This window comes from Actinokineospora xionganensis, assembly GCF_014323725.1.
Classification (GTDB): domain Bacteria; phylum Actinomycetota; class Actinomycetes; order Mycobacteriales; family Pseudonocardiaceae; genus Actinokineospora; species Actinokineospora xionganensis.
Genome location: NZ_JABVED010000046.1, coordinates 1 through 5,361, shown reverse-complemented (window position 1 = coordinate 5,361; position 5,361 = coordinate 1). Strand labels below are relative to the sequence as shown.

Sequence of the window (5,361 nt, the reverse complement as noted above, 5' to 3'; positions counted from 1 at the left end):
GCAACGACAGCAACGACAGCAACGACAGCAACGACGCGAACAACCACGCCACCGATCACCTAGCCCGGAGAGGGGACGACGGCGTCCTCCCCTCCCATGGTCTGCTGTCGCCGGTGAATGCCCAGAGCCCTACTCAGGTCCTTTTGAGCCGGGCGAGTCGGCTTCTGCCAGCTCGGCGAGCTTGCTCAGCTCGTCGCGGAACTCGGCCCACTCGTCTCCCGGCAACCGCTTCTCCGCCTCGGGTACCAGGTCATCGCGGATGGCGGCGACCATGGCTGCACGGACAGCTTGAGGGAAGTCCTCGACAACGACGACGCCGAGGTTCTCGTCCCGGACCTCTTCAAGCTCAGCCAACGCGTCGGCGTCGGCCGTGCGGTCGATCAGGAAGTCGAGGACCCAGTTGTACAGCGAGTCGTTGACCGGCCAACGTAGCTGCCTGGTGATCCAGATGTCGCCTGACATCACTCTCCAACGATGAAGACTCGGGGGCCGAGCGGCCCGATGAATTCTCGCACTCGCGCCACCTGCTCCGGGGTGAACTGGGAGACGTCGACCGGCACCCAGTCAGCCTTGTTCATGTGATCCAAGATCCTGCCTTGGAAGATCTCCCACTGCCGGTCGAAGTACTTGCCAGCGAACGGGCCGACCGCGTCATAGGTCTTGCCATCCGGGCCGATCCAGTCCGGCCCCTTCGTCTTAGAGGACCGAACCAACACAGTATGGCGCTGGCCTTCCACACGTCGAGCGGTCAGGGATTCACCCTGCCGATAACGCTGGCTCGCGGGGTCGTAGCCGAGCCTCCAATCCCGCTCGGTGCCGTCTCCTGCGCCTCTGGCCGCTCGTTCCGCCAACCCGGCGATGACGCCAGGATCGGCCACTCCCCGGACATACATGGCGAGGTAGTTCTCCATCCCCGCCAGCAGACCCACGGCCTGGCTGACGAACTCGCCCGCACTGCCCAGTGCGGCGACGACCAGTGGCGGGTGGGCACTGTTGCTGCCGCGCGTCGCCCTCGCGAACGCGTGCTGGGCCTGCTCGAACCGCGTAACAGCGGCCGAGAGCCGAACCCGCAACGCTTCCGACCCTTCGATCACCTGGGTGAGGCCAGCGACAAGGTCCTGGATGCTCACAGCCCGGCCTTGTACAGGGCCGCAGCCTCCAGCGCAGCGCGCCCGGTGTCCAGAGACGAGACCAGGCGCTCGGCTGCTTCGCACAGTGTGCCCTGCGCGGCTTCCGCCTCCAGGCGCGCCGACGACTTGAGCAACACGCCTAGGCCAGCGACTGCGGAGTCGATCGGCTCGGCTGCGGCCCGCACGTCCTCCAGCCCTTGTTCGACCAGTGCCTCGATCTCTCCGATCTCGCCACGCAACCGCTCAACGCTCATCGTCCCCCCAGGTCGGACTCACCAGCCGTGCTCGTCGAACACAGTGCCCGTGCGCGCGTTGTCGAGCGCGCGGACGAGGTACGGGATGACGTCGGACGAAAGGTCGTCCGACGATGCCCAGACCAGCTCCGTGCACTTGTGCGGCTCGCGGATGGTCGGCTCCCCCTCCCAGGTGCGGGCTGTGAAGAAGTAGTCGACGCGCGGCTCCTGGCTTCGCCGGAACATGGTCCCGGCGAAGACCAGGTCGCCCGCGTCGAGCTTGATGCCAAGTTCTTCGCCGGTCTCCCGGATGATGCTCTCGGTGACGGTCTCGCCGAGGTCGACGTGCCCGGCCGGGACGCCGAGTTGACCGTCCGCGTAACCAGACCCTGCCCGGCGCATGAACAGCACGCGCTCGTCCTGGTCGATGAGGAACAGGTGCGATGCCACCGGGTAGCGGTCGTGCTTGGTATCGAAGATCCATTCGGCAGTGCGCAACGCGATCCTTCCTACAGCGCCTTGGGTTGTGCGGTTCGTGATCCGTCGCGGTAGACGGTGAGCCCTTGAGACCCACGTCCCATGCCGAGAGGTAGGTGTCGGCCACGTCGGCGGCGGTGGCGTCGGGATCGAGGTTGACGGTCTTGGACACGGCCTCGTCCACGCAGGCTTGCGCGGCGGCGGCCATGCCGAGGTGCCCGGCGGGCTTGATCTGGGTCGCCGTGGCGAGCACCGCGGCCAGCTCGGTGGACACGTCGTCTCGCGTCGGAACACGGCCAACCGACAACACGTGGTCGATGAGGTCCACGCGACCGTAGTCCACCAGAGTGGCGGCGACCTGAGGGTGCACGCCGGTCTGGTGGGTGAGCTGGAACAGTGGCTCGATGCCGGTGGACGCCTCGATCACAGGCGCGCTGCGTCCGGTCGGCGGCAGAGCGATGGTGCTGGAGTTGCGCAGATCGCCCGAGGTGGCGATGCGCTCGGCGAGGCCAGCCCAGGCGTCCGGGGAGACGGCGGCGACATCGAGGTTGGCGAACCGCTTCAGGAAACCCGTGTCGGCATAGCGGGACGTTCCGAGCCGAACCGCCGAGCACGCCCCGCGCTTCTCGGCCAGCTCGACGGAGGCGAGCCTGGAGACGTAGTTGACGAACGCCAGGGCTTCCTGCGCGAGGCGGCGTCCCTGCACCGAGTCATAGGGGATACGGGCGGCGATGAGCAGGTCCGCGAGCCCGCAGATGCCCACGCCGATCTTGCGTTTGGCGGCCATCACCTGCCCTGACAATGGATGTGGGTAGTGAGCCATGCTGGCCTCGATCGCGTTGTCCAGCGCGCGCACCAGGACGGTCACCGTGTCAGCCAAGCCGTCCAGGTCGAGCCGAACGCGGCCTCCAGTGCGGTGGAACGCGCCGAGGTTGACGTAGCCGAACTGGCAGGTCTCCCCCGTCACCTGGCCGACCTCGGCGCAGGGTGCGGTCGAAACGTACTGGCCGACCTCCGGGGTGGGGTTGTCCTCGTTCATACGGTCGAGGAACAGCAGGCCGGGGTCGGCGCAGTCCCAGGCCGCCTCGGCGGCTGCGGTCAGCAGGTCCGCTTCCCTGCCGCGCCCGCTGGCTGCCCGGCGCATGTCGGCGTCGGTGACTGCGAGGGAGATGTTGAACTTCCACTGCTCGCCGCGGCCGTCCGCGCCGCGCTTGCACTCGATGAACTCGGCCGCGCGCGGGTGGCTCAGGTTCAGGATCGCCATGTTGCCGACCGGTCGGTCCTCCCGGCCGCTGGCCGCGCCGTCAACCGCAATGTCGTTGAGGTGCCGCAGGACGGCAACCGGGTCTTCCACCTCGGTGAGATTGAAGCCGGTGCCCATCCCGGCCTGGTGATAACTGTCAACTGTGGCGCGGACCTTCGCCAGGTCACCGCGGAGGTCGACAGGCGGAACCGCGCAGGCCGCCAAGGGGCGGTCGCGGTAGCGGCCCGCGTTGGTCATGATCGGGGTGCTGAACACGATGCGCGCTGAGTCCATTTCAGCGCCAAGAAGATCGGCGAACGCGGCGGGATCCGCGCCAAACCGCGACTCCGGCTCGGCGAGTGCGGCCACGACGCGGTTCACCATGTCGGCGGCGGTCTCCTCCTGGTCGATCATCCGGCCACACCGCAAGTACTTCTCGATGTGGTGGCGCTTGGGGAACGTCGATCGGTACACCCTTGTCTCCATTTCGGTGGATGAAGACCAAGGACACAGGCCGGTCGGGGTGTGCCCGTAGAGTGAGAACTCGATCACGGTGCACTCACGCACGCTCACGCTCACGCTCCGGTCGCGGAAGGTATAAATGAGGACCAGCGAGGACAACGCAGACGACGACGTGTTCGTGGCGGAGTTCAAGCACTGGCGCGATATCGCCGGACTCTCGCGAGCTGCCACAGCGAAGCTGATGGGGTTTAGCCGCTCCTACGTTTCCAAGGTCGAGTCCGGCACCGAGCACCCCTCCCGAGACTTTGCTGTCGCCGCCGACACTGCTCTGAACGCGGGCGGCGCCCTGCGCCGGGCGTGGCAGGAGATGGAGGCCGGCCGCGCGGCGGTGCGGCGTCCGAAGCCGGCGGCCTTCCAGGAATCGGCGGACCCGTCCACTGCGAGTCTGGTGGTCGAACACGACCACGCCGAACTGAACTACGACGCCGACCGCCGAATGTATCGCGCGACTATGCGACGACGGCTGTTCAACGGGGGCGAGCACCCGATCACCCGGTATCTGATCCGCATCTCGGTCGACCGCTATCCCGGCGACCCTGAGCGGTCAAACCAGCACTACCGGGACAACCCACTCACCTGGGACGAGATCGAGCTGCACGCCTGGCACGGCGAACGCCGCGCCGATCCGATGCACTGGGTGCCCCAGCACGACCGCGACGCGTTCAAAGAGGTCTGGCTGCTGTTCGCCAACGACGACGGGCACTTCCCGCTCTACCCCGGCGAGAGCACCGACATCGAGTACGTCTACACCGTCGCCGAAAGCAAGTGGGGGCCCTGGTTCCGCCGTGCGGTGCGCCTGCCCACCAACCGGCTGTCGGTGACCCTGGACTTCCCGGCTGACCACGACCCGGCCGTCTGGGGCCTGTCTACCTCGATGACCGCCGAGGCGATGCCGTTCGCCACCCCCATCGAACGGGCAGATCACGACGACCGCCGCGTGTTCTCCTGGACCAAGACCCGCCCCTGCCCGCTCGCTACCGACTGGAGTGGCACTTCCGCGCCGCACGCACCATGACCGGCGAACCCACCCGGCCGACCCCGAGCCAGACTATGACCTCCCTCGGCATCGTCCAGGACGGTGACCCCGTCCTGCGGAAGCAGGCGCGCCCCTTCGCGCTACCCGAGGAAGCAGAGGACGCCCGGCGCGTCGTGAACGAGCTGCTGTCCGCCACCGAGCGCGTGGCCAAGGCCCACAACTTCGGCAAGGGCATGGGTATCGCCGCGCCGCAAATCGGCATTGACCGAGCCGCAGCGATCATCCGCCCGCAGGGTGCCGCCGAAGTCATCACCCTGCTCAACCCCCACGTGGTCGAGAGCAGCCCGACCACCGACGATCAGTACGAGGGGTGCCTCAGCTTCTTCGACGTCCGATGCCTGGTTCCCCGCCCCCTGGAGCTGCACGTCGAGCACACCGACATCGACGGCGAACGCCGCATCACCATCTTTAACGACGGCGTTGCGCGCCTGGTCGCCCACGAGGTCGACCACCTGCACGGTGTGCTGTGCAAAGACCACCTGCCGGAAGGACGCACGCCCATCCCCGTCGAGCAGTACAAGGGCACCGGCAGCGGGTGGCAGTACAACCAGGCACGGCCCTGAGTCTCACCCCTGCGTAGACGCCACCCGCTGTGTGCAACGTTGGCAACCGGCACGATCGGCACGCCGTGGAACCCCAGAGCCGTCGCCCCAGCCAACACTCACAAATCAGCCACCGCGACCGGGAGGCGGCGGGAGCGCGACTCCACCACAGCTCCGG

6 protein-coding genes and 1 pseudogene are annotated in these 5,361 nt (G+C 67.5%); 2 read left to right on the top strand and 5 right to left on the bottom strand.

What is annotated here, in order from left to right; genetic code table 11:
- Positions 1-129 precede the first annotated feature (129 nt).
- From GPZ80_RS31765 to GPZ80_RS31745, 5 genes and pseudogenes are all read right to left on the bottom strand, one after another.
- Positions 130-462 (bottom strand): hypothetical protein, encoded by a 333-nt coding sequence (locus GPZ80_RS31765; RefSeq protein ID WP_187224795.1) that lies wholly within the window; start codon positions 460-462, stop codon positions 130-132.
- Entirely contained in the window at positions 462-1,130 is a 669-nt protein-coding gene (locus GPZ80_RS33930; RefSeq protein WP_187224794.1) for a hypothetical protein, read from the bottom strand. The genes GPZ80_RS31765 and GPZ80_RS33930 overlap by 1 nt, the downstream gene beginning before the upstream one ends.
- Complete coding sequence (locus GPZ80_RS31755) at positions 1,127-1,384, bottom strand: hypothetical protein (RefSeq protein WP_187224793.1); 258 nt, start codon at positions 1,382-1,384, stop codon at positions 1,127-1,129. The genes GPZ80_RS33930 and GPZ80_RS31755 overlap by 4 nt, the downstream gene beginning before the upstream one ends.
- Before the next feature lie 18 nt (positions 1,385-1,402).
- On the bottom strand, positions 1,403-1,765 hold the full coding sequence (locus tag GPZ80_RS31750) for an NUDIX domain-containing protein (RefSeq protein ID WP_246477686.1): 363 nt from the start codon (positions 1,763-1,765) through the stop codon (positions 1,403-1,405).
- A gap of 217 nt (positions 1,766-1,982) precedes the next feature.
- A pseudogene (locus GPZ80_RS31745) lies at positions 1,983-2,984 on the bottom strand (ribonucleotide reductase barrel domain-containing protein); the annotation flags it as partial.
- 700 nt (positions 2,985-3,684) lie between these two features.
- Here GPZ80_RS31745 and GPZ80_RS33190 point away from each other — a divergent pair.
- Positions 3,685-4,620 carry a helix-turn-helix domain-containing protein gene (locus GPZ80_RS33190; RefSeq protein ID WP_246477685.1) on the top strand — a complete coding sequence of 312 codons (936 nt, stop codon included), beginning with the start codon at positions 3,685-3,687 and terminating at the stop codon, positions 4,618-4,620.
- 35 nt (positions 4,621-4,655) lie between these two features.
- Positions 4,656-5,204, top strand: a complete 549-nt coding sequence (locus GPZ80_RS33185) for a peptide deformylase (protein ID WP_246477684.1) — start codon at positions 4,656-4,658, stop codon at positions 5,202-5,204.
- Positions 5,205-5,361 lie beyond the last annotated feature (157 nt).